This window comes from Nitrosomonas sp. ANs5 (assembly GCF_050584665.1).
Lineage (GTDB): Bacteria > Pseudomonadota > Gammaproteobacteria > Burkholderiales > Nitrosomonadaceae > Nitrosomonas.
Genome location: NZ_JBEUDO010000045.1, coordinates 1 through 23,827, shown reverse-complemented (window position 1 = coordinate 23,827; position 23,827 = coordinate 1). Strand labels below are relative to the sequence as shown.

22 protein-coding genes are annotated in these 23,827 nt (G+C 54.2%); 7 read left to right on the top strand and 15 right to left on the bottom strand.

Annotated elements, in window-relative coordinates; translation table 11 throughout:
- The 11 genes from ABTW62_RS10770 to ABTW62_RS10720 all read right to left on the bottom strand — a co-directional run.
- Positions 1-206, bottom strand: a 206-nt coding sequence (locus tag ABTW62_RS10770) for a hypothetical protein (protein ID WP_430904583.1), incomplete at its 3' end; no start/stop codon positions are given.
- On the bottom strand, positions 196-384 hold the full coding sequence (locus ABTW62_RS10765; protein ID WP_430904582.1) for a hypothetical protein: 189 nt from the start codon (positions 382-384) through the stop codon (positions 196-198). The genes ABTW62_RS10765 and ABTW62_RS10770, both read right to left, overlap by 11 nt.
- Positions 385-526: 142 nt before the next feature.
- Positions 527-1,420, bottom strand: coding sequence for a PDDEXK nuclease domain-containing protein (locus tag ABTW62_RS10760; RefSeq protein ID WP_430904581.1), 894 nt, complete (start codon positions 1,418-1,420; stop codon positions 527-529).
- The gene (locus tag ABTW62_RS10755; RefSeq protein ID WP_430904580.1) at positions 1,413-3,062 is read right to left on the bottom strand and encodes a type I restriction-modification system subunit M; all 1,650 of its coding nucleotides are present in this window, start codon (positions 3,060-3,062) and stop codon (positions 1,413-1,415) included. The genes ABTW62_RS10760 and ABTW62_RS10755 overlap by 8 nt, the downstream gene beginning before the upstream one ends.
- A gap of 6 nt (positions 3,063-3,068) precedes the next feature.
- Positions 3,069-3,656, bottom strand: coding sequence for a hypothetical protein (locus tag ABTW62_RS10750; protein ID WP_430904579.1), 588 nt, complete (start codon positions 3,654-3,656; stop codon positions 3,069-3,071).
- 294 nt (positions 3,657-3,950) lie between these two features.
- Positions 3,951-4,835 carry a VOC family protein gene (locus ABTW62_RS10745; protein ID WP_430904578.1) on the bottom strand — a complete coding sequence of 295 codons (885 nt, stop codon included), beginning with the start codon at positions 4,833-4,835 and terminating at the stop codon, positions 3,951-3,953.
- Between the two features lie 105 nt (positions 4,836-4,940).
- Entirely contained in the window at positions 4,941-6,455 is a 1,515-nt protein-coding gene (locus tag ABTW62_RS10740; RefSeq protein WP_430904577.1) for an AbgT family transporter, read from the bottom strand.
- A 142-nt stretch (positions 6,456-6,597) separates the two neighbouring features.
- Positions 6,598-7,440, bottom strand: coding sequence for an alpha/beta hydrolase (locus ABTW62_RS10735; protein ID WP_430904576.1), 843 nt, complete (start codon positions 7,438-7,440; stop codon positions 6,598-6,600).
- 291 nt (positions 7,441-7,731) lie between these two features.
- On the bottom strand, positions 7,732-8,709 hold the full coding sequence (locus ABTW62_RS10730) for an MBL fold metallo-hydrolase (RefSeq protein WP_430904575.1): 978 nt from the start codon (positions 8,707-8,709) through the stop codon (positions 7,732-7,734).
- Between the two features lie 27 nt (positions 8,710-8,736).
- Positions 8,737-10,707 carry an acetate--CoA ligase gene (acs, locus tag ABTW62_RS10725; protein WP_430904574.1) on the bottom strand — a complete coding sequence of 657 codons (1,971 nt, stop codon included), beginning with the start codon at positions 10,705-10,707 and terminating at the stop codon, positions 8,737-8,739.
- A 214-nt stretch (positions 10,708-10,921) separates the two neighbouring features.
- Positions 10,922-11,401 (bottom strand): hypothetical protein, encoded by a 480-nt coding sequence (locus ABTW62_RS10720; protein ID WP_430904573.1) that lies wholly within the window; start codon positions 11,399-11,401, stop codon positions 10,922-10,924.
- A gap of 48 nt (positions 11,402-11,449) precedes the next feature.
- Here ABTW62_RS10720 and ABTW62_RS10715 point away from each other — a divergent pair, with 48 nt between their 5' ends.
- Complete coding sequence (locus tag ABTW62_RS10715; protein WP_430904572.1) at positions 11,450-11,680, top strand: hypothetical protein; 231 nt, start codon at positions 11,450-11,452, stop codon at positions 11,678-11,680.
- The gene (locus ABTW62_RS10710) at positions 11,655-12,218 is read left to right on the top strand and encodes a pseudouridine synthase (protein ID WP_430904570.1); all 564 of its coding nucleotides are present in this window, start codon (positions 11,655-11,657) and stop codon (positions 12,216-12,218) included. The genes ABTW62_RS10715 and ABTW62_RS10710 overlap by 26 nt, the downstream gene beginning before the upstream one ends.
- A gap of 78 nt (positions 12,219-12,296) precedes the next feature.
- On the opposite strand, the gene ABTW62_RS10705 is transcribed toward ABTW62_RS10710, so the two are convergent.
- The 4 genes from ABTW62_RS10705 to xseA all read right to left on the bottom strand — a co-directional run bounded on the left by ABTW62_RS10705 (position 12,297) and on the right by xseA (position 16,402).
- Entirely contained in the window at positions 12,297-12,767 is a 471-nt protein-coding gene (locus ABTW62_RS10705; RefSeq protein ID WP_430904569.1) for a disulfide bond formation protein B, read from the bottom strand.
- Positions 12,768-12,968: 201 nt separating this feature from the next.
- Positions 12,969-14,156, bottom strand: a complete 1,188-nt coding sequence (locus tag ABTW62_RS10700) for a THUMP domain-containing class I SAM-dependent RNA methyltransferase (protein WP_430904568.1) — start codon at positions 14,154-14,156, stop codon at positions 12,969-12,971.
- A 485-nt stretch (positions 14,157-14,641) separates the two neighbouring features.
- Positions 14,642-15,022, bottom strand: a complete 381-nt coding sequence (locus ABTW62_RS10695; protein ID WP_430904567.1) for a DUF423 domain-containing protein — start codon at positions 15,020-15,022, stop codon at positions 14,642-14,644.
- A gap of 36 nt (positions 15,023-15,058) precedes the next feature.
- Positions 15,059-16,402, bottom strand: coding sequence for an exodeoxyribonuclease VII large subunit (xseA, locus tag ABTW62_RS10690; protein WP_430904566.1), 1,344 nt, complete (start codon positions 16,400-16,402; stop codon positions 15,059-15,061).
- A 1,733-nt stretch (positions 16,403-18,135) separates the two neighbouring features.
- Here xseA and ABTW62_RS10685 point away from each other — a divergent pair.
- The 5 genes from ABTW62_RS10685 to ABTW62_RS10665 all read left to right on the top strand — a co-directional run bounded on the left by ABTW62_RS10685 (position 18,136) and on the right by ABTW62_RS10665 (position 23,757).
- Complete coding sequence (locus ABTW62_RS10685) at positions 18,136-18,744, top strand: MotA/TolQ/ExbB proton channel family protein (protein ID WP_430904565.1); 609 nt, start codon at positions 18,136-18,138, stop codon at positions 18,742-18,744.
- Between the two features lie 66 nt (positions 18,745-18,810).
- Positions 18,811-19,866, top strand: a complete 1,056-nt coding sequence (hpnA, locus tag ABTW62_RS10680; protein ID WP_430904564.1) for a hopanoid-associated sugar epimerase — start codon at positions 18,811-18,813, stop codon at positions 19,864-19,866.
- Between the two features lie 261 nt (positions 19,867-20,127).
- A complete protein-coding gene (locus ABTW62_RS10675) occupies positions 20,128-20,913 on the top strand; it encodes an MlaA family lipoprotein (protein WP_430904563.1) in 786 nt (261 codons plus the stop codon).
- A gap of 130 nt (positions 20,914-21,043) precedes the next feature.
- The gene (gene shc, locus ABTW62_RS10670) at positions 21,044-23,032 is read left to right on the top strand and encodes a squalene--hopene cyclase (RefSeq protein WP_430904562.1); all 1,989 of its coding nucleotides are present in this window, start codon (positions 21,044-21,046) and stop codon (positions 23,030-23,032) included.
- Positions 23,029-23,757, top strand: coding sequence for a purine phosphorylase (locus tag ABTW62_RS10665; protein ID WP_430904561.1), 729 nt, complete (start codon positions 23,029-23,031; stop codon positions 23,755-23,757). The genes shc and ABTW62_RS10665 overlap by 4 nt, the downstream gene beginning before the upstream one ends.
- Positions 23,758-23,827 lie beyond the last annotated feature (70 nt).

Below are 23,827 nucleotides of genomic sequence, written 5' to 3'. Positions count from 1 at the left end.
GCTCCACGGCGAATCCACTGCAAATAAGTTTCTTGGGTAACGTAACGGACATCCCGCACATCAACACGTCCGTTCCTTACGTTTGTTGTGCGAATCATTTTGAATCGCGTCAAATAATCAACCACTGGAGCTGTTTTGTTTACACAATCAATTATTGACTCACAAGCATCCTTTATCGGAACCCTTTTCCATCCCTTAGGCACCATAACCCAACTCCTCCAGGTGCTTGGCCATTTCATCTTCCAGCTCGGTTGGCCAAATTTTCGGTTGCTTGCCGCAGGCGATATGGATTCCCGCCTGCGCGGGAATGACAGTGTAGTCAGTGGCAGTGATCCGAAAATTTCGGATAACTGAATCTTTCAGTAATTTTATGGGCTTAGGCATGATGTTGCCCCCGCTGTTCCTCTATTCGTTGTTCAATGGCCCGGCGCTCTCGCTCTAGCTCCTGTTTTAACTCTTCTTCGCTGGGTAGCAGGGTGAGGTATTTGGAGGCAAAGAGTTGCTGGCTGTCTTTCAGTACGGAATACTACGCGACGGTGTGGTTGTGCTGGCTGCACAGGATCAGGCCGATGGTGGGGTTGTCGTCCGGGTCGCGCTTTTGTTCTTCATACAGGCGCACGTACATATCCATTTGCCCCACGTCCTGATGGGTGAGTTTGTTGAGCTTCAAATCCACCAGTACAAAGCACTTGAGCAGGTAGTTGTAGAACACCAGGTCGATGTAATAGTCGCCATCGTCGGTGCGAATGCGCTGTTGGCGCTCGATAAAGGCAAAACCTTTGCCCAGCTCCAGCAGAAATTGCTGCAGGTTGTTGATAATGCCTTGCTCTAAATCCGCCTCTTGGTAGTTGCGCGCATCCAGGTTGAGGAAATCAAGAATATAGGGGTCGCGCAGGTAATCTTTAGGGTTGTCGGCCAGGTGGGCAGTGTTGGCCTTGGCTTCAGCTTCCACCAGGGCTTTCTCCCGACTGGAGAGCAGGCGTTCGTAGTAAAGGGTGCCGATCTGGCGCTCCAGGGCGCGACTGCTCCAGTTCTGGTTGACTGCTTCGGCCATATACCATTCCCGCGCTCCGGGGTTTTCTACTCGCAGAAGCACTCGATAGTGCGTCCAGCTTAATTCGAGACGCAGTGCGTCTCGAATTGGAAATAGCTCATAAAACCGCCGCATATTACGCAGATTGGTAACATCAAAGCCTTTGCCAAACTCGGCGGTAAGTTTTGCCGACAGCTGTTCAAGCTGCTGCTTGCCGTAGGCGGCGCGGCTTTCGCCCTGTTGTTCGTGCTCAATGATCAAGCGGCCAATCTGCCAGTAGGTGTGTGCCATGGCGCTGTTGACGCTGCGCTGAAGCTGCCGCCGGGCTTGCTGTACCAGCCCGCTGATCTGCTGAAACAGCACTTCCGCCGTTATGGGTTTACTCATACCCTAATTCTTTCAAGTAGCCTTCCATCTGCGTTTCTAGTTCAGCCAGTTGGGCTTTGAGTTGCAGGCGTTCGGCGCGCACGGCAAGTAGGTCGATTTCTTCCTCTTCTTCAAAGGTGTCCACATAGCGGGGGATGTTGAGGTTGTAGTCGTTGTCGCGGATTTCTTCGAGGCTGGCAAGGTAGGCGTATTTGTCGACATTGCTGCGGCTGCGGTAGGTCTCGACGATCTTGCGGATGTTGTCTTCGGTCAGCAGGTTCTGGTTTTTCCCGGCTTTGAATTCGCGCGAGGCGTCGATAAACATGACGCTGTTCTGGATTGCCGCGTCGCTGCGCACCTCGCAATGACGGCTTTGCTTGTCCTTACGGAAGATCAGAATGGCCGCTGGGATGCCGGTGCCGTAGAAGAGTTTTTCCGGTAGGCCGATGACGGCATCGAGCAGGTTTTCTTCGATCAGTTGTTGGCGGATTCTACCTTCGGATGCGCCACGGAACAGCACGCCATGCGGCACGACCACGCCCATTCTGCCGGTTTTTGGCTTGAGGGTTTCGATCATGTGCAGGATAAAGGCGTAGTCACCTTTGGTTTTGGGCGGTACGCCCCTTTGGTACCGGCTGAATTTGTCGTGTTCGGCTTCGTCATGGCCCCATTTGTCGAGCGAGAATGGCGGGTTGGCGGTCACGATGTCGAACAGCATCAGGTTACCGTTCTTGTCTAAAAGCTTGGGATTGCGAATGGTGTCGCCCCATTCAATTTTGTGGTTGTCTTCGCCGTGCAGGAACATGTTCATTTTAGCCAGCGACCAGGTTGAGCCGATGGCTTCCTGCCCGTAGAGGGCATAGTGTTTGCTGCCGTGATGGTTGCGGACTTTGCTGCCGCATTTCATCAGCAGCGAAGCAGAGCCGCAGGCCGGGTCGCAAATGCTCATCCCCGGTTGCGGATCGAGCAGTTCAGCGATCAGGTCACTGACTTCGGGTGGGGTATAGAACTCGCCGGCTTTTTGGCCGCCGCTGGCGGCGAAGTTTTTGATCAGATATTCGTAGGCGTTGCCGATCACGTCCAGCGTGCCGACGCTAGAGGGCCTGAGGTTGAGCTCAGGCTTGGCGAAGTCTTCCAGCAGGTGGCGCAGAATGGTATTTTTCTGTTTTTCTTCGCCCAGTTTGTCGGTGTTGAAGGAGATGTCCTGGAACACGCTTTTGCCGGCATCCTTGAGTTTGGTGCCGTTGGCTTCTTCTATGGCGTGCAGCGCTTGGTCAATGCGCTCGCCATTGCCGGGTTCATGGCGGCGCGCGTACAGGGCGTAGAAGCTGGCTGCTTTGGGCAGCACGAAGCGCTCGTTTTTCATCATCTCTACGATCAGTTCCGGTTCGTCACCGTATTCGGCCTGGTAGCCGTCGTAGTGATCCTGCCAGACATCCGAGATGTACTTGAGGAACAGCATGGTGAGGATGAAGTCTTTGTAGGTGTCGGCGCTGATGGTGCCACGGAAGGTGTCGCAGGCGGCCCACAGGGCTTTGTTGATGCTGTCTTGGTTTACTTTGTTATTGGGCATGTTGTCAGTGTTTACGAATGGTGGCGTATTTTTACGCGCGGGCTGCGGCAGTTGATTGGGAGTTTTGCGCTCAGCCCGGGTGTTATGCATACATGATCAAACTTCCGTGTTGTCGAATAGATCAATGGCGACCGCGTGCATCATGCGCTCGCCATTGTGTACCAGTTGCTGCACCAATCTTTGCTCCTGGCGCAGGGTGTTAGCCATCGCGACGATCGTCCTCTGTCTTGCCAGAGGGGGTACAACCACCGGCGCCTCTTCCAGCACGCTGCGGCGGATGCTCTTGGTGAGCGTGCCCTCGGCGTTCTGCTCAAAGTAACGTTGGGATGGCGCCTGGTTTAACAGCCAGACCATGAATGCCGGTAGAATGTCCGGCCTCGATAGACGCACTACAAAAAAATGGGGCGCCGCCACGGCCTGCTTGCCTGTAGTGGCAAGCGTGTCATCCACCTGGGTGGCGTAGTGGTGGCTGCCACGGGCGGCCACCAGTATGTCGCCAACGGTGAGATAGCCGGGCTTGCGCTTGCCTGTCAGTTGGGTGTGCAGGCATGCTGACCAGCGTATCCCTTCACTGAGCGAAACATCCTTCATCTGAACCGCGACCAGGGGCGAGCCCGGCTGTTCGGGGATTTTGCCCCGGAATGGATAGCCCGCACTGATGGTTGCAATCTGTTTGAGTTTCACTTCATTAAAAGTTCATAGTCAATGATGCATAAATATTCGCTTGCTTTTGGTTGCGTGTCAAGCATGAAAAATCGCTTCATTGTTTCTGATGCATTGGAGATGCGCCATGTACGGCTGCTTTATGAGTGGCAAGACGGAAAGGTAGGGTTGATAGGCTGCCGTTTGCATACCGGCACATACCGATTGTACGACCCAGCGCGTCGTTTGCAGGTTGAGTGCGTGCTTTTGAGTGATTGATGCGGCTGGTTATTTCCGATAACGGTCAGCCGGGGATTTTGGTTGCAGGCAAATCTGTCACGGTGGTGGTGCCGTGCCGGGCACCAAATAGCACGGTGCTTCATCCTCGGGTTTCTGTGAAAGCTCGTCGTTGGTCAGGCGCGCATAAATCTCGACCAGATTGTCATCCGGATCCTTGAGCCATAGCTCGTGCAGGGGGGTGCCTTTCCAGGTTGTGCGCGGCGGTTTCTCGACCTGGGCACCGGCGGCGATTGCCCGGTGGTAAGCCTCGATCACCTCGTTCCGGTTGGCAACTCCGATGCCAAGATGGTAGAGCGTATCATGGTGCAGGGTTTTGCCGTCCGAAACCAGCAGGACGAAGTTGAGATTCAGATCCGGGCGGATGAATGTCGCATAACGATGTGTCCATTCCTTGGGCCATATGTCGAGCAGCCAGGCATAGAAGCGGACACTTTGGGGTAGGCTGTTTACCCGGATGCTGCCATGGAATTCCTGTGGCAGTGGCCCCGGGGGCATGTTGAGCAGACGCTCCAGGATTTCGATCCGCGCCTTGATCTGATCCCGCGCGGTCTGAAAACGTGCCCGTATTGCGTCGGGTGTCTGCGCCGGATCATCCGGAACCGGGTCGGGAATCGGCCAGTGAAGGTGCTTGACACCCGCAGGAAGAGACGGGCAGTCCATTTCGGCGCATAGGGTGATGACGAGATCGATGCCGCCGGGACCGATGTCCATCGCCGATTTCGATCGCTGGCGGGAAATATCGATACCGATCTCAGCCATGGTTTCGATCGCGTAGGGATGGACCGCAGTTGGTTGAGCGCCAGCGCTCATGATGTGGGTGCCGGGGCCGAGAAGGTTGCGTGCCAGTCCCTCTGCGATCTGGCTGCGTGCAGCATTCGCCGTGCACAGAAAAAGAATATTTTTGATCTGCAAGTGTTTCACTTAGATTTCTCTCATGATATAGCCACAAAACCGGACGACCCGGTTCTGCTCGCTGCATGCAATGCACCCTGCACCGATTCAGTGTCAACAACCCCAAAGGTATGGTTAGCGGCCTTTTTCCGCCTGGAAATCGAATGACAGGCCACCTCCTGGTCCGAGCGGTATATCCAGTAGCCACCAGCCAACCAATAGCAGAATCCAGACCACTGCAAATGCCAGGGCATAAGGCAGCATCATGGCAATCAGCGTGCCCATGCCAGCGTCTTTCGCATATTTTTGCACAAAGGCCAGAATGATGATCATGTAGGGGTTGAGCGGTGTAATCACATTCGTGACCGAATCCCCGACACGGTAAGCAGCCTGCGTGAGCTCGGGGCTGAGTCCTGCCAGCATCAGCATGGGCACGAACACCGGCGCCAGAAAGGCATATTTGGCCGAGGCTGAACCGATCAGCAAGTTAGCCAGCATGGCCAGTACGACAAACCCGCTCAACAGCACCGGCGCGGGAATTTGTGCTGCCACCAGCATTTGACCGCCGGAAATGGCGAGCATTTCTCCGAGGCCGCTATATTTGAAGGCTTCCACGAACTGTGCGGCAAAAAAGGCCAGGACGATATACGGACCAAGGGCTGCCAGGGTGTCTCCCATGATGTGGGCGATATCTTTGTCGTTTTTGATGTATCCCGCACTGATGCCGAAAACAACCCCGGGGATGACAAATACCAGAAACAGCAGCGGGACCGTGGCCTCGATCCAGCGTGAAAAACGCACGCCTTCACCATACAAGGGTGCGCCGGGCAGCAAGATGCACAGTAGAAAAACAGTGAAAGTCGCGATCAACGCGAGCCATGCCTGACGCAGTGCTTTGTTTTCCGATTGGGAGAGCTGCTCTCCCAGAACAGGTTCTTGTGGACCGGAAGTGATTATGTAACGACTGCTCATGGGTTCCACCCATCGGGCGGTCACCCACCAGCCGGTGAGTGTGAGCACAAAGGTCGATGCGATCATGAACCACCAGTTGGCTGTTACGGCCACTTGGTATTCCGGCACAATCAATGTTGCGCCGCTTTGCGTGAAGCCCGCAAGCAGTGGTTCGAGCGCAGTGATGAACAAGTTGGCGCTAAAGCCGGATGAGACACCGGCAAAGGCGACTGCAATGCCGGTCAGCGGGGAGCGGCCTGCTGCCATGTAAAGCACTGCCGCAACCGGTGGCAAGACTACGTAGCCGGCATCGACAGCAATCGATGACATAATTCCAAGGAACAAAGTGGCGGGTGTCAGCCATGCCGGGGGAATGCGCACGACCAGATAGCGCAGCGCCGCTGCCAGCAAGCCCGTGCGCTCGGCCATGCCAATGCCGAGCATGCCGACCAGGACGATTGCCAGCGGAGGGAACTTGATAAAGTTCTCTACCAGGTGGCTGAGCAGCCACCATATCCCGGCGCTGGAGGCGAGGTTGTTGGCAACCAAGGGCTCGTCAGTGACAGGATGGATAATCGTCCAGTCCAGCAGGGATGCCAAATAGGACATGACGATCACCAGACCCAATCCAATCAAAAACAAGGTTGCCGGGTGCGGCAGCCGATTGCCGATTTGTTCTATCCGATCAAGGATGCGCATCGCTTTTTATATTGTGGGTCATAGAAGTCGTTTGGGCAGAGTGCGGTAGGGTGCGTTCGCGCACCGTAAAACCGGTGATGGATGATTGCTGGGTCCAAGACGGAAATGTCCAAACAGTGTCATAGCCTTCGATGTAGGGGGGTTAACTTTCCAGGCGGTTTGAAGGCTGATCGAAATGCTTTTGAATGAACTGATCCAGCCCATCGGTGTATAGCTCGCCACTACGCAGGAAGCCGCCATTGTGGTCCCCCTTGATCTCCAGAAAATCCTTGGGTGTGCTTGCCGCCTCAAATAATCTTCGCCCCATTGCGTATGGCACAATTTCATCGGTTGGACTGTGTATGACCAGGACGGGACTGGCGACTGCCTGGATATATTCCAGCGCGGGATAGTGGATGCGCGTGATCAGATTGACCGGCAGGAAAGGATAGTAATGCTTGCCCATATCCTTGACGGAAGTAAAGGTCGATTCGAGTATCAAGGCGCCCGCTGCGACCTGGCTGGCCTGCCTGGCCGCGATCACGCCCCCGAGGGATTCGCCGTAGAGCACGATATCGCGGGCTGGAATGCGGCGTACTTGTGTCAGATAGGCCCATGCCGCCTCGGCATCCAGATAAGTGCCCTGTTCGGTTGGAGTGCCTTCGCTCAGGCCATAACCCCGGTAGTCAACGATCAAGACAGACAGTCCTAGCCGGTTGTAGATTTGCAGCTTCTGCAATCTATGCGAGATGTTGCCGGCATTCCCATGCAGGAAGAGCATCGTTGCGCGTGGATTTTCATGCGGTAGCCACCAGCCGTTAATATTTACGCCATCGGCCGTGGTCAGTGTGATTGTTTCATGGTGCAGACCAAAACCTGCGGGCTTCATCCGGACGGCATTGTCAGGAAAATAAACGAATATCGGCTGCAAGATATACAACAGCAAGGAAAACAGCAGCCAGATTGCAAACAGGCTGGTGGTCAGCGAGAGTATCATGCGTTTCATGGATTTTTAGCACCTTTGAGGAAACAGCAAGTCCTCCAAGCTTAAACCAAAAACTGTCATTGAACACGCCTAAAAGCCTATTTGTGCGAACGGTTGTCAGTGCGGTGCTGCAGCAAGACGACATCCGGCAAGTCGGCCCAGCCCAATGCATCACAGCGGTGTGACACGAAGGCATATTTTCAACACGCCGCTTGGGACGAATAATCCACAAGCAAAAAACGCTCAAGCAAGGCTATGCAGGGCAAGCCCGGCAGGATTTTCGCTCTGGTGCAGCGGTGAACGCCGGACTGGCTATGACTGTGCGGTTTGTGCCGGCTGCCGGGTGATTTGATCGAGCCAGATTCCCAATCCTTGTGCGTTCAGTTTGATGTCCGTTTGCAGCAGGGATAATATCGCGTCTTGCGGCAGTGTGCAGCCGTGTGCCTTGAGCCGTTGCAGCAGCAGGTCCTGCAGGGCGTGCACAATAGCCGCATGCCGGTCCGGGTGTGGTGGGGCTTGCTGTGCAATCGCGACAAAGGCATCGATCAAGGCATGCATGTGCAAGGCATGATGGGGCAAATTATCGATGCGGCCATAATGCGTGAGAAAAGCGTGCCGGGGTTCGAGTGCCATGAGCCGGTCAAGGGACGCATGGGCGGCATCGGGATCGAACTGAACCGGTGAGGTGGTCGGAAAAACAAATTCCAACCCATTCATATCGAACTCCCGGTAGGAAACGCCAAATGTATCACCGGTAAAAATCGACTGACTGCGCGTATCGTGGATGCAGTAGTGATGGCGTGCGTGCCCCGGTGTATCCAGCAGGTGCAGCGGCCGGCCATTCAGTTCGATGCAGGTGCCATCCGGCGCGCTGATGATGCGGTCTGCCGCAATCGGGTGGATTTCACCATACATACGCCGGAATTTGGCTTCACCATAAACCGCCATGACGCCCGCGATCAGTTTGACCGGATTGGCCATGTGTGAGGCGCCGCGCGGGTGGACAACCAGTCTGGCGTTGGGCAGTTGCCGCATGAACTCGCTGGCGCCCCCGGCATGGTCAAGATGAATGTGGGTGAGAAAAATATAGGCGACTTGTTCCGGGGCGATGCGCTTGTGAGCCAGGGCCACCATCACCCCCGGCACCGAGTAGCGGGTGCCGGTATCCACCAGCGCAGCAACGCCGTTTTCCACGATCAAGTGAATCGCTGCACGCCCAGGACGATGATATTGCGCGTCGATGACGCTGATCCCAGCCGGGTAATCAGTGATAGAGGGAAGTTGTTCCATCGAAATAATAGTTATGCCAGTCAGATGTTAGGGTGCAGGTTGTTTTAATTGTTCCAGTATCGCCGGATTCTCCAGGGTGGAAGTATCCTGAGTGATTTCCTCCCCTTTGGCCAGAGCGCGCAGGAGCCGCCGCATGATTTTCCCCGAGCGGGTCTTGGGTAGATTCTCACCGAAGCGGATTTCCTCGGGGCGGGCGATCGGGCCGATTTCCTTTGCGACCCAGTCCCGCAGAGTTGCCGTGATTTCAGCCACTTGATCGCCTTGCGGTAATTTGTTCTTCAGCACGACGAACGCAACGATCGTTTCCCCCTTGACTTCATGCGGCCTGCCAACCACCGCCGCTTCGGTCACATAGGGGTGTGCCACCAATGCCGATTCGATTTCCATGGTGCCCAACCGATGGCCTGAAACATTCAGCACATCGTCGGCACGCCCCATAATCCAGAAGTAGCCGTCCTTATCGCAGTGCGCAGAGTCGCCCGCGAGATAATAGCGCCCACCCCCGATATCATGTGGAAAATACGCTCTCTTGAACCGCTCCGGATCATTCCATAAGGTGCGCAGCTGAGAGGGGAAGGGGCGTTTGATCACCAGGAAGCCGCCATAGCCCGGCTCGACTTCGTGTCCTGCTTCATCGACCACTGTCGCATCGATTCCCGGTAACGGCAGTGTGCAGGAGCCGGGCTTGAGCGGAACCGCGCCAGGCGCCGGTGCGATCATATGGCAGCCGGTTTCAGTTTGCCACCAGGTGTCGACCACCGGGCAGCGCGATTGGCCGACTTCGGTGTAATACCACATCCAGGCCTCGGGGTTGATCGGCTCCCCGACCGAACCCAGCAACCGCAGGGAAGAAAGGTCATACTGCTGGGGCAGATCCGGCCCCAGTTTCATCAGTGAGCGAATGGCTGTCGGCGCGGTATAAAAAGTCGTGACCTTATGATTCTGGATAATTTTCCAGAAACGTCCGGCATCGGGGTAGGTGGGGACGCCTTCAAAAATCACCTGGGTTGCCCCCATGGCAAGCGGTCCGTAAGTGACGTAACTGTGGCCGGTGATCCAGCCCACGTCAGCCGTGCACCAGAAGATGTCGTCCGGCTGATAATCGAAAATCCAGTGCATGCTGGTCATCACGCCCAGCAGGTAACCGGCCGTGGCGTGCTGCACCCCTTTGGGCTTGCCGGTAGAGCCGGAGGTATACAGTGTAAACAAAGGATGCTCGGCATTCACCCAGACGGGCTCACATTCACTTGCTTGTCCCTCGACGAGCGCATGCCACCACTTATCCCGCCCGGGTTGCCAGGCGATATCGGTGCCGGTATGCCGATAGACCACGACAGCACGAACCAGGTCGGTATTTCCCATGCTCATCGCTTCATCCACAGTGGCTTTCAATGCATGATGCTTGCCACCCCGTGTTTGCTCATCGGCTGTGATCACCACGCTTGCGCCGGCATCAACGATGCGCTCGTGTACACTTTTGGCCGAGAAACCGCCAAATACCACTGAATGGATCGCGCCGATTCGCGCACAGGCCTGCATCGCAATCACTGCCTCGGTACGCATTGGCATGTAAATGACGACCCGGTCACCTTGTTTGATCCCGAGCGATTTCAGGCCATTGGCAAATCTGCAGACTTGTTCATGCAATTCGCGATAGCTGCAATGCGTGATCTCACCCTCGTCGGATTCAAAAATGATCGCAGTTTTATCCCCTTGCGTCGCAAGATGGCGGTCCAGACAATTCCAGGAAACATTCAGCTCACCATCGTCAAACCACTTGTAGAAAGGGGCATTGGATTCATCCAGCACGCGCGTGAATGGTTTGTGCCAGCTAATATGTTCACGCGCCAATCTTCCCCAGAAACCGGTGTAATCGCTTTTGGCCTCATCACACAATGCCTGATACGCTGCCATCCCGGAGATATTGGCACGCTTAGTAAATTCGGCAGAAGGAGGAAATACTCGGGTTTCATGCAGGATAGATTCAATCGTAGCCATACTGGATCCTCGCGTAGCAATTAATCAACTGGTGTTATTGTACCATTTGCTTCTGGCCTGGCATTTCGGAGTCGATAAAATTCCTGGTTGAGTTGCTTGTTAATTGGCATTCGCAATTCCTGGAAATTGTTTGGGAATCCCGCGCTCAGTGATCAGGCCATAAGAGCTTGTGTGCATATAGGGTTTATTCAGGATCTGCCGAGCTGCTGGCGCTCTAAGAACATGCCTGTAAATGTTGCCAGGCAATATTGCCTAGATGCCTGCTTCCTTTCACGGTCGCCGTGACGCTTGCCGCGTCGGTTTCTCTGATCATCAAAGAAAATCTATAAGCGGGTTGGGTGTACGCATCAGTGCTTTCATCATAGGCATGCAGTACTTCCAGCTCTGGATAAGCTTGATAGTCCAGGACTGCGTCAGGATTGGTCGGGATGTTGCGCGCAAAAGTACCCGGCATCAAGCGCACGTCATAAGCGATAATCTCCGAAGCATCGATAGTTTGATAGGTGCGGTTTCTGGACTGCAGCATGCGCACCGGCCACCTGCTATCCGCCTGTAATCGTTTGGTCACGCAAAGTGCAAGTTCAGCATGATTGCCCGCAAAATTGCCCGTATTAAGAACTGGCCATTCCCTCGGTTCATCAACAGTTGCGCACGCGGCCATAAGCATGGCTGTTGTGATAATCAATTTTTTCATGATGGGGCCTCCTGAAAGATACGTATCCGTACAACATACTATAACAGTATGTCGGAAACCGATGTCCGGCCAGTCTTCCAACTGGCATGCCGTGATGGCTGCGACCGTCAAGAGTTGCGCCTCGGATTTGATCCACGCGATAATGGCGGAAAAGCTTATTCGGCAAAGAAAGCCATTCAACTATGTCTCGACAAATTTTCCTGGTTGCAAGTAGACGAGCGCAGCGGATTCGGTTGCTGGCGTGGCGGGTCTGATGGCGCAGCTTATCCTGTTCAATAAGCCGTTTGGCGTGATTTGCCAATTCTCCGGTGACGGTGACCGGCAGACGCTCAAGAATTTTATTCCGATAGCGGGCGTTTACCCGGCCGGGCGTCTGGATACGGACAGTGAAGGGCTATTACTGCTGACCGATGATGGACTGTTGCAGCATCGAATTGCCGATCCCCGTCACAAGTTTCCCAAGACTTATCTCGTTCAGGTGGAGGGTGAGCCGGATGAAGTGGCCTTGCAGAAATTGCGCGAAGGTCTTGACTTGGGTGATTTCGTGACACGTCCCTGTCAAGTGCGCCAGGTTGGCGAACCGGAAGGATTGTGGCCGCGTATACCGCCGGTACGCTTTCGCAAGACCGTGCCGACCAGATGGCTGGAAATCGTGCTGAAAGAAGGCAAGAATCGTCAGGTCCGGCGAATGACCGCGAAAGCGGGTTTTCCCACCCTGAGATTGATTCGGACAGCGATCGGCCCCTGGTCGCTGCAGGGATTGGCGCCCGGTCAGTGGCGCAGAGTGGAGGTGCCGGTTGTGCGGCGCGAGCGATAGCATCGGGCGGGGGGGATTCCAGCCGTGAGCTGCCCGATGGTTATTCCGGTTGCATTACGCCGCACCGATGCCAGAATGCTATCTGGCCCGCCAGAGGGCAGCCGCCACGACGCTCAATGCCAGAAACGCGATCAGTGACCAGTCGGGAATGGTAAGTGACAGCAATTGCCAAGAATTGTCCGCACAATCGCCATTGGCTTCGAACATATCCGGCCACCACTGGGCGAGCGGCAGCGCGTTCAGGAAAGCTTCTTCGGGGCTGATGCCGCATTCGAATGATTCAGGAAAACGCACCAGCCACGCCTGGCGTCCAGCGACAGCCGCGCCCATCATGGCAAACAGTATGATCAGTCCGCTGTAGAGCCTGCGCCCCAATTGCTGTGGCGAGTGCAGAAAGGCAATCAGTGCGGTCAGACCGATTAGCCAGTAGGCGATGCGCTGAATCACACATAGCGGGCATGGCAGCAAATCATCGCTGTATTGCAGGGAGACGGCATAACCGACCAGTCCGGCACAAGCCAGGAAAATGCATAAAAATACGATTCTCATTATGAGCCTCTGATCATCCGGGAATTGGGGGTGCTGACACTTGGCATAACGCCATATGCCGCTGAACTATTATCCGTTTCAGTGTGTGGTCCGTACCATACGTCCTGCATGTATCCTGCTGAGGATTGTGATTGTATGGGGGGCATAAAAAACAATTTAGGGCATTGCCGTATCGCGCTGCTGGAATGCCCTGCTATTTCCTCAGCGGGAAGCGTCACCATGTGCCTGCGGTGTTTGGGTTGGCTTTTTCTTGCGCATACTGCCAGCGATTAATTTGTATTCAAGCAGGCGGCATTCCAGTGCGCCGTTGAATAGCGGTGTGCGGCGTGAGGGGGTTAGGCGGATCAGTTTGGCAAGCATGGGATCCGCTGTCAAAAGATAAGCACGCCAGCCGCTAAATCGCTTTTTCAGGGCATCGCCCAGTTTGGGATAAAGTTCGGCGAGCGTCTGCTGTTCGCCGATACGCACCCCATAGGGCGGGTTGGTAACCAGGATGCCAGTTTCCGCCGGAGCAGAAATTTCCAGTATATTGGCTTGCTTGAGACTGACGCAGTCGATTAATCCCGCCGCAGTGAAATTTTCGCGCGCATCCGCCAGCGCGTTGCCATATAAATCGCTGCCATAAAGGGAGCGAAACACGCGTGGCAATTGACGTGCCGCTGCCGCTTGTTGCAGTTTTTGCCATGACGTCATGTCAAGGTGTCTCAGTTTCTCGAAAGCAAACTGTCGTCCGCTGCCGGGCGCGATCTGGCAAGCGATTTGTGCAGCTTCCAGCAATAATGTGCCGCTGCCGCACATCGGATCAAGCAGCGGTATGCCGGGTTGCCAGCCAGTCAGTGCCAGTATGCCAGCGGCCAGATTTTCGCGCAAAGGTGCTTCGCCATGGGTTTTGCGTAAGCCGCGCTTGAACAGGGCTTCGCCCGAGGTATCCAGGTAGAGCGTAAACTGCCGGGCATCGAGAAAACCGTGGATGCGCATATCAGGGGTGGCGGTATCGACGCTGGGACGGCTGCCACTGGCCTGGCGGAATTTGTCGCAGATCGCATCCTTGATTCTGAGCGTGACAAAATCCAGACTGCGCAGCGGGCATTTGATCGCCGCCAGATTCACGCGTATGGACTGCTGCGGTGTAAACCATTTTGGCCAGGGGAGGTCATGCGCCATCTGGTAGATATCGTTTTCGCTGCGGTACTGGCCTTTGGCCACCTGCCACAGGATGCGGCTGGCGATGCGGCTTTCCAGATTGGCGCGATAGCAGGCGAGCCAATCTCCCTGGAATGCCACGCCACCTTGTAAGATCTGGATGGCAGCGATATTCAGCAGTGTCAGCTCAGCGGCCAATGCCGCTTCCAGACCACGCGGGCAGGGAGCAAAAAAATGTTCGGTCATGTTGTGCGCACAGCGAAGGCAAACAAGTCTTGATTAAGCTTCATCAGTCGGATGGCAATGCCGGCTGGATTATGGCCAGCATGCATTGTCGCTGAAAAGCATCTGGATGGCGGCGATCTTTTTTTACTATCATTGCAAGCGCAGCGGAGTCATTGTGCGCTTGCGCACCATCCGGCCGACACGTAATTACGATTGCCTGAATAGAATCTGACTTCGTGATTTTCAGTTTCATGAATGATGAACATGGGTCCGGCTATCAGTCATCATCAGTTACTAGTACTCCGTTCCGCCAAACCGCTTACATGAAATCGCGCCTTCGCCTGTCATGCGTTGTTGCAAATCCTCGCCATAGCTACGGCTATGACTGCGGTTTGCGCCTAGCCTGGCAGGCGAATCCATCGATTTCATTTGTAAGCTAATTGACGGAACGGAGTACTAGGAGGCTGTCCAGTGTTTCCAAGCAACTTCCAAGGATTGCGAAGCGGTTATCCCTGCTTGTTTTTCCAGACAGCGTAGGTGAACAGCAGCCAGGCGCCCATGTAAGAAAGGCCGCCCAGCGGCGCAACCATACCGAGACCCCGTATCCCAGTCAGACTGATGACATAAAGCGTACCGGAAAAAAACAGGATCCCCATGCACATCAGGATGCCCGAGAGTTTCAGCGTGCGTACCGTTGGCAGGCGCTCCAGTGTCAGCCCGACCAGGATCAACCCCAGCGCGTGATAGAAATGGTATTGCACGCCGGTCTGAAAGTTGGCGAGCATGTCGGGCGTTAACATGGCTTTCAAGCCATGTGCGCCCATTGCGCCCAGCGCGACACACAGAAATGCATTGAATGCGCCCAGCGCTAGAAAAATTCTGGACATTGCAGGTCAAACTCCTCGTTGATGGTAAGAAAGGGATTATTCCCCGGTTTCAGAAACATTGGCTTTGGCCCAGCCCCGGGCAAAGATGACGCGTATGCCATCACCCTTATCGATCTGCCGACGGTCATGCAAAATATCACCGTGCGCAGTATAGGCGATACTGTAGCCGCGCGCCAGTACCGCTTCCGGATCGAGGTGTGCCAGATGCTTGTGCAGCCGCGAGAGATCAATGGTCAGTTTCTCGAGCTTGTGTGTCATGGCGCGTTGCAGCCGCGCGGCCAATTCCTGCTGTCGTTCGATCCGCAGTGGGATGTCTGGTTTTCTGGTGTCAAGACGTCGCTTGAGGGTATCGATGTGCCATTTGCGCGCTTCCTGTTGGCTGTTCCAGGCACGAAACAGCCGGTCGCCAATCTGTTTGAGGTGAATCTGCTGGTTGAGCAGCCGTTCTCCTGGATGAACCAGACGATGGGCGAATAAATCGGTCGCTTGCATGCGGCGTTCCAGGCTGCGTTGCATGGCTTGCTGAAAACGGTGTTGCCATTGCTGCAGGCGATGCAGCAGCTCATACCGATCAGGAGACACCAGCTGGGCTGCGCCGGTAGGTGTCGGCGCGCGCGCATCTGCGACAAAATCGGCAATCGTGAAATCGGTTTCATGCCCGATCCCAGTCACGACCGGTATTGGGCTGGCAGCGATGGCACGTGCCACGATTTCCTCATTGAAGGCCCATAAATCCTCAATCGAGCCCCCGCCACGGCAAAGGATCAACACATCGCATTCAGCGCGCCGGGCCGCAATTTGCAGCGCGGCTGCAATATGGTTAGCTGCGCCTTCGCCTTGTACGGGGGCGGGATAAATAACGACCGGCAGCGATGGCATCCGGCGGCGCAATGTAGTGAGCACATCTCGCAAGGCGGCAGTGTTGGGTGATGTGACGACGCCAATTTGCCGGGGGGAGGGAGGGAGCGGCCGTTTACGCTGGGCATCAAACAACCCTTCTTGCTGAAATTTGTTTTTGAGCCGCTCGAACGCTTCGAACAACGCTCCCAGGCCGGCCCGGCGAAGCAGCTCGACTGCCAGCTGAAATTCACCGCGCGCCTCATACAAGGTCACCAGCACTTGTGCTTCCACTTGCATGCCGTCCTGGGGGAGCCAATCCAGATAGATATTTTTGTGGCGGAACATCACGCAGCGAACCTGGGCGTTTTGATCCTTGAGCGAAAAGTACCAATGCCCTGACGGGTAGCGCTTGAGGTTGGAAATTTCCCCGCTGACCCACAGCAATGGGAATGTCTGTTCAAGCATTGCGCGAGCATTACGGTTTAATTCACTGACAGACCATAAGGTTTTCTTTTGCAGGTATTCGGGACTCAGATTCATCTTGACAATTTGAAATCATCCACAACTTTCGAAGCGAGATGCGCGGTCACTGGAAAAGCCCAGAAGGAACAGTGTGTTATGTGTATAGTGTTGTTTTTTAACAATTTATTGGCTGGCTTAAAAATTAGGCAATCTAAAAAAGAATGTGTCCATCGGGGTACTTATTTCGCTTTTCCATGATTTATTCACAAAGTTATCCACAGAAATTGTGAATAAGCACTATTTGACCAGAAATGACGCCCAATAGGCGCGCGCCACAGGCACAGTTTGCCAGCACATGCGTACGATCCTGCGGCACTTGTCATGCCTATGCAGGCAAGTATACCGCAGCGACAAATTGCAACTTCCGAATGGTCTTTCAAGAATTACATGCGTTGTGCAATTTAATATGCTGATGTGCCGTAATCTTTTTCGGAAATAGGCGAAAGACTCCATATTTTGCTTGACATTTAAAAATAATCCACAATTCAGCACAGCGTGCCGGAAACTTCTTGAAAGTTGCCGATGGAACAAAGCCTTATTGTAACGCATTGTTTTCAATGAGATTTATTAAATGTTAAAAATTACGCAGCATAGAAAACTCCAAGCAATCAGGGATACTTAACGCGCTTATTCATGTTTTATGCACAAAGTTATCCACAGAAAATGTGTATAACCCTTTTATCCATCAAAAAGGGGGGGAAGGTATGATGCTCAGGATAATTCTCGCCGGTACCTTTAAGCTGCGTCAGTGCGCTCTGCATACGCTGGTTGCCGCTGAATGTGTGCAGGATGTATTTTATGCGTAACCTCTTGGTATTTGGAATTGCCGCGCAGTAACGCTGTGCCTGGCAAACTGCGCAGAACGGCTTGCAGACCGGTCTTGGAGAGTTATTCACAATTCCTGTGGATAACTTTGTGTATAAATCATGGATAAACAGGTTAAATGCGCTTGTACAATGATGATTTCATTGTTGCTCATTTTTTGGACAGAATAAAAATATATTAAGAACAATAAGTTATATTGCAGTATGGGCGTTCTGTCAGCTGGCCTGCAGGCGATGTATTCAATTGCGTAATTGTGGATGATTTCAAATGTCAAGGGGAGTACAGGGCAATCGTCCCCAAAATTTAAGCGACCGTTTCATTGACTATTTTTAAGCCGCTATCCAATTTTCACCAGGATGTATAAAGCTGGTGGGAATTCCTCGCCGGTTTCAGGATGCGTCAGTGTGCCCAACGCACGCGGGTTATTGCGCTCAATGGGCCACAGCTATCCCGATCACTTCTCCTGGTCCATGGCAACGGAAAAGCTTGCTAAAATATGACTTCAACTTGCTCGCCTAATTTACTGACCTGCCATCAGATTTTAGTTCTCGAGTGAACGGGCATTTTGCCACTTGACATTTAAAAATCATCCACAATTTGATGGAAGCATCCGGCAATCAAAACGAAAGTTTCTATTGGAACAGTGATTCTCGGCAAGTGATTGTTTTATAACAGTTACTGGTTTAGCCTAGAAATTGAGCAGATTGGAAAACATCATGTCTGCAAGGGCACTTAAGCCGCTTATTCATATTCTATACACAAAGTTATCCACAGAATTTGTGAATAACCTTTCGCAACCGATTTGACCGGGTATTTTCAAAATCAATCGAAACTCATCGGCATCATATCGAGGTAACTGGCAGGTTGAGCAATACTTGCCACTGTTGCACAATATGCCGCAGCTTTTTATTCAGGGAGACTCAAGCGTGTTTTCAATCATTCAGGCAGCAGGCTGGCCAATTTGGCCGATCATATTGGCCTCCATCGTGGCGGTAGGCATTATCGGCGAGCGTTTATGGAGTTTGCGGATGGGGAAAGTGTCTCCCCGGGATCTGCTTCCACGGGTTTTGCAGGAATATCGGCGATCTGGCGTGCATCCTGACATGTTGACACGCTTGCAGGAGCATTCTCCCCTGGGCCAGGTATTGGTGGCAGGGCTGAGAAATATCGACAGCTCCCGAGAAATCATGAAGGAGTCGATCGAAGAAGCGGGGCGCGTGGTCGCGCATGAACTGGATCGATATCTCACCACGCTTGGTACCATTGCCTCGCTCAGTCCGCTGATGGGATTATTTGGTACGTTGATCGGAATGATCGAGATATTCGGCTCGGGCACCACGACCGGGAGTAATCCGGTACAACTTGCGCATGGAATTTCTATAGCATTGTATAATGCCGCGTTCGGGATTCTTGTGGCCATTCCGAGCATGATTTTCTATCGCCATTTTCGGGCCAAAGTCGATGCACTCGTGCTGGAAATGGAATTGCAAGCCTTGAAGTTGGTTGAGGTTGTGCATGGTGAGCGGCGTATTTGATCTGAAGTTTTGCCGGCATCCTGGATGACCAGGCTTTGCCTGCCATGCAGAAAGGTGAACAATTAATTGGACCGTTCCTCGACTTTTACAGCCGCTGACGCCTCTTCCGGAACGGTAGCCCGCTCAGGTTGCGCCCTCGTAACCGGGGGAGGCGGTTTTATTGGCGCGCATCTGGTCAGGCTGCTGCTGGCGCAAGGTGGGCGGGTAAAAGTGCTCGAGCTTGATGAAGTGCCGGTACCCGCTGGCGTGGAAGCCATTCGTGGTTCGGTGAATGATCCTGCTGTGGTGCGCCAGGCGATGCGAGGGGTGCAAAGAGTCTACCATTTGGCGGCTTATACGCATTTATGGGCGCCTGACAAGCGGATCTTCCGGCAAACCAATTATGATGGCACTTGTACGGTACTGCGTGAAGCTGCACGGGCGGAAGCCGAAGTCGTGGTGCATACCTCGACCGAAGCAGTATTGACCGGTCATGAGGATTGGGATCAGCCGGATGACGCCTCTATCCAGCAAAGGTTGCGGGTCGTGCCTGGATTATACTGCCACTCGAAATTACTGGCCGAGCAGGCGGCTCTGAAGGCCAGCCGTAACGGACTGGCGGTTGTGGTGGTGTCACCATCCTTGCCGATTGGGCCAGGTGACTGGGGCTTGACCCCACCCACACGCATGATTCTGAGTTTTCTGAATCAGGAAGTGCCTGCGTATCTTGATTGCTGGCTCAATCTGGTGGATGTGCGCGATGTGGCGCAAGGGCATATTTTGGCAGCTGAACGGGGACGTTCGGGTACACGTTATCTGCTGGGCCATGAAAACCTGTTGCTGAGTCAGCTGCTGCGGATGATCGAGGAAATCAGTGGGCTGGCGATGCCCACACGCAAGGTTCCCTACTGGTTGGCCCTGTCGGCCGGCGCTGTGCAGGAGTGGATCGCTGATCATGTGACAGGTACGCCTCCCATGGCGCCGTTGTCGGGCGTTCGTTTGGCAGGACGCCAAGCCCGCTTTGCCAGTGATCAGGCTGTCCATGAGCTGGGTTTCAAGCAAAGTCCGATACGGCAAGCATTGATCGACGAGATTGCTTGGCTGGTAGAAAAGGGGCATGTGAAGCGATCCCTGTCCTTGTAAATGGGATGTGTATCGTGTTTTTTGTACATCTCATGATTCTGCAACCCGCTACTGACGCTGATTGTCATGACGAGAATGCTGCAATGAACAGAACAAGTTGATTGATATGTGAGGGGCGGTATCGCTATGCTCAAGGTGGAATGGTTTGTCGCTGTATAAAATATATCGCGGCACCAGTGTTCCCGGAAACCGCATCATCCAGCTCACCCGATTGAGCATCCCAGAATAGATATTCGATTTTGGCAGCAGGAAAATTTTGCTTTGGATAATACATTCATTTTCTTAAAATGCATCGTCCTCTGTTTGGTGCTGATCACTGCAGGATGTGCCGCACTACCCAATGAAGGACGTCAACTCGATGCGCATGATCCCTATGAACGTTTCAACCGGGGCGCTTACCGTTTCACCGATGAAATCGACCGCCGATTTCTCGAACCGATCGCCGATGTGTATTTGGAGCGTGTGCCGGAAGCGGTACAACGGCCGGTCAACAATTTCTACCGTAATCTTTCCTATCCGGCAGTAGCCTTGAACAGCTTTCTGCAAGGCAAGGTGCGTCAGGGATTCTCGGATCTGTTCCGGTTTCTGATCAACTCCACGATTGGCGTTTTTGGACTGGCGGATATGGCAGGGCATATGGGCTTCCAGGAAAACAACGAGGATTTCGGGCAAACGCTGGCGGTCTGGGGCATGAACAGTGGACCTTACATTTTTGTACCCGCTTATGGCCCGAGCACGCGCCGCGACCTGGCGGACATTCCGGCCAGTTTATTCTCGGATGGCTTGTTTTATCTGGCTTTTGCGCTGAGCGGGCCGGTGTTGATTCCACTGGCTGTATTGCGGGTGGTCGACAAACGTGCAGCCCTCTCGGGACCCATGAAAATTCGCGATCAGACAGCGCTGGATCCCTACCTGTTTGTGCGCGAGGCCTATTTGCAACAGCGTGAATATTTGATCCATGACGGAGATCTTCCGGTCGAACATTATAATGATCTGCTGTTCGATGACTTCTTGATGGAAGACGAAGAAAACAATGCTACCCCCTGAAAAGGGGGGCAGGTGTTGTGATTTTGCATACGGTTTTGATAAAAAACCATGATTCATCACGCAATTGCGTTACCGTATTCGCAGTTAACAAAATATTATTAATAATGTGTTGAATAGGATTCTGCGACTTATGTCTAGCTTGTCACAACAAATCTATAATTCCAAGGTGGAAAAATCTGCATTAAGCGGCCAGTCGTCCATGGCGGATGAAAATCCACATCACAGCAACGCGGTGGCGATGCTGGATGATGCCATCGCCAATGCACGCAACGCCATCGGCGCATTGCAACAGGAAGATGGGCACTGGTGTCTGCCGCTGGAGGCAGACTGCACTATTCCTGCTGAATATATCCTCATGATGCATTTCATGGATGAACTCGATGACATCCTGGAACGCAAGCTCGCCAACTTTATCCGTGCGCAACAGGTGTCGGCGGGTCATGGCGGTTGGGCACTCTACTATGGCGGCGATTTCGATATCAGCTGCAGTGTCAAATCCTACTATGCTTTGAAACTGGCGGGCGATTCCCCGGATGCCGCGCATATGATACAAGCCCGGAATGCCATTCTCGAATACGGCGGCGCAGCCCGGGCCAATGTGTTTACTCGTCTGATGCTTGCCATGTTCAGACAAATTCCATGGCGAGGCGTGCCTTTCGTCCCGGCCGAGCTTATGATGTTGCCTCGCTGGTTTCCCTTCCACCTCAGCAAGGTGGCTTATTGGTCACGCACGGTCATGGTGCCGCTCTCGATTTTATGTACCTTGAAAGCCAAGGCGGCCAATCCCCGCAATGTGCATGTGCGTGAATTGTTCACAGTCGATCCCGATCAGGAAAGCAACTACTTCCCGGTACGCACGCCGCTTAATCGCTTGTTTTTATATTTGGAGCGATTTGGTTCAATGCTGGAGCCACTCATTCCATCCTTCGTCCGGCGCAAAGCGGTGCGAATGGCCGAACAATGGACAATCGAGCGCTTGAACGGAAAAGATGGCCTGGGGGCGATCTTTCCTGCCATGGTCAATGCCTATGAAGCCCTGGCCTTATTGGGTTATCCGTATGACCATCCCTATCGCCAGCAATGCCGTCAGGCATTGCTGGATTTGCTGGTGGATGAAGGCGAGCGTGCCTGGTGTCAGCCATGTGTTTCGCCGGTTTGGGATACCGTCTTGACATGCCTGGCTTTGCAGGAGGATCAGCAAGCCGATCAGGCAGTCACACGCCGGGCGCTCGACTGGCTCGTCCCCCTGCAGGTGCTGGATGAACCGGGTGATTGGCGCGACAACCGGCCATCACTACCGGGCGGTGGCTGGGCATTCCAATACGCCAATCCGCATTATCCCGATCTGGATGATACGGCCGCCGCCGCCTGGGCATTGCAGCAGGCAAACGTATCGGCCTACCAGGAGAGCATTACCCGAGCGGCAGACTGGCTGGCGGGCATGCAGTCGAGCAATGGCGGTTTCGCCGCATTCGATGTCGATAATACTTATTACTACTTGAACGAGCTGCCTTTTGCCGATCATGGCGCGCTGCTGGATCCCCCCTCGAGCGATGTGACTGCCCGTTGTGTCGGTTTTCTCGCCCTGCATGGCGATCCACGGCATCAGGCGGTGGTCAAACGGGGACTGGATTGCCTGTTCAGTGAGCAAGAGGCAAACGGTGCCTGGTTTGGACGCTGGGGCAGCAATTATATTTACGGCACCTGGTCTGTTCTGGAAGCGCTGCGCCTAGCGCGCATCGACACAAATCATGCTGCCATACGCCGGGCAGTGCAATGGTTAACATCTGTGCAGCGCTCCGATGGCGGATGGGGCGAAAGCAATGATAGCTATATTGATCCACAGTTGGCCGGGCAGGCCGAAGCCAGCACGTCTTTCCAGACAGCCTGGGCCTTGCTTGGACTGATGGCCGCAGGCGAAACCGAAAGTTCGGCTGTACGCCGTGGTATCGATTATCTGTTGCGTACCCAAACCAGCGCCGGTATATGGGAGGAACCCTGGTTCACTGCACCCGGCTTCCCCAGAGTGTTCTATCTGAAATACCATGGCTACTCCAAGTTTTTCCCGCTGTGGGCGCTGGCTAGATACCGCGCCTCGATCAGTCAAACGGCTGCATGAGCCGGGTAGGCATCATCGTGGCAATGCGGGCGGAAGCCCGGTGCATCACGGCGCAACGTCTGTCGTTTGATCAGAGCCTGCCCCTGCGCGAAAATCTCTTCATTAGAATAAGCGGAATGGGGGGCGCGGCTGCGCAGCGTGCAGCCGCCGCCTTGTATGGCGAGCAGCGCATAGAAGCATTGATTAGCTTTGGTGTGGCAGGGGCCTTGCAGGAGGATTTGCAATCAGGCGACCTTGTTCTGCCGGACTCGATCGTCGGTGATCGAATCTATCCGACCGATGTCGATTGGCGCATGAGGGTCGAACAATGCCTGCCTGCTGGCGCTGGCATCAGAGTCATCAACAGAGCAGTGGCCAACAGCAGGCAGGTGCAAGCCACGGCAGCCGGAAAGCGTGCCTTGGCAGCCGCAACCCATGCCTGTGCGGTCGATATGGAAAGCAGTGCGATCGCAGCGGTGGCGGCTGACGCTGGAATCCCGTTCATTGCTGTCCGCGCGATTACCGACCCCGTGCAAATTTCTCCGCCTGCGGCTTTGATGAGTGCGCTGCAACCCGATGGCAGCGTGCATTTTGCACGCCTGATGACTTTGCTGCTGAAGCGCTCGGTTAGCCTGCGCGAGTTACTGCGCCTGGCGCCCGGCATGCAGGCCGCCTGCGCCACGTTGAAGTCGGTGATCCGGCATGCGGAAACAGAACTGACGCGCCCGCCTGGTCCAGTTGCCTGAGCCGGGAAGAGATGTGGCATGATCGCCATGTATGTGCATCATTCATCAGACAGGTATGGGGCATTTGTTA